Genomic DNA, 532 nt, shown 5'->3' on the forward strand with positions numbered 1-532 from the left:
GCTTAATAAAACTATTCTACTGTTTCATTTTCAAGATTAAGGACGCCATCTTTCATATGATATGAACGATCACAATATGCTTTAAGTCGTTCATCATGTGTAACAATAATACATGCTTTCTTTCTTTGTTTGGCTTGATCACGTAGAATTTTAATGACTTCAATCGCATTTTCAGTATCTAACGCCGCGGTAGGTTCATCCGCTAAAATAATCGACGGATTCGTATATAACGCTTTAGCTATCGCCACACGTTGTTTCTGACCACCTGAAATTTCTGAAGGTAACTTATTAAGCAATGAAGTTAGCCCTAATTGTGACATAAGTTGCTGATAGTCTTCATTAGACATAACATTCTTATTTTTCTTTTTCAATAATGTAAATTGTTGCTTTACCGTTAAAAATGGCACAAGGTTTGTAGCTTGTAAAATAAAACCTATTTCAGACATTCTAACTTTTGCCAATGCTTTTTGCTTCATTGTCGTAATATCTTGGTTATTGATTAAAATGTGCCCAGATGTCGGCGTTTGTAAAG

General features: G+C 33.8%; 1 protein-coding gene. It reads right to left on the reverse strand.

Going from position 1 to position 532, the window contains the following annotated elements:
* Nucleotides 1-11 precede the first annotated feature (11 nt).
* Nucleotides 12-532 (reverse strand): ABC transporter ATP-binding protein (locus IDG60_RS01595; protein ID WP_206160416.1); only part of this gene is annotated, 521 nt, incomplete at its 5' end.

This window comes from Staphylococcus sp. EG-SA-2 (assembly GCF_017152085.1).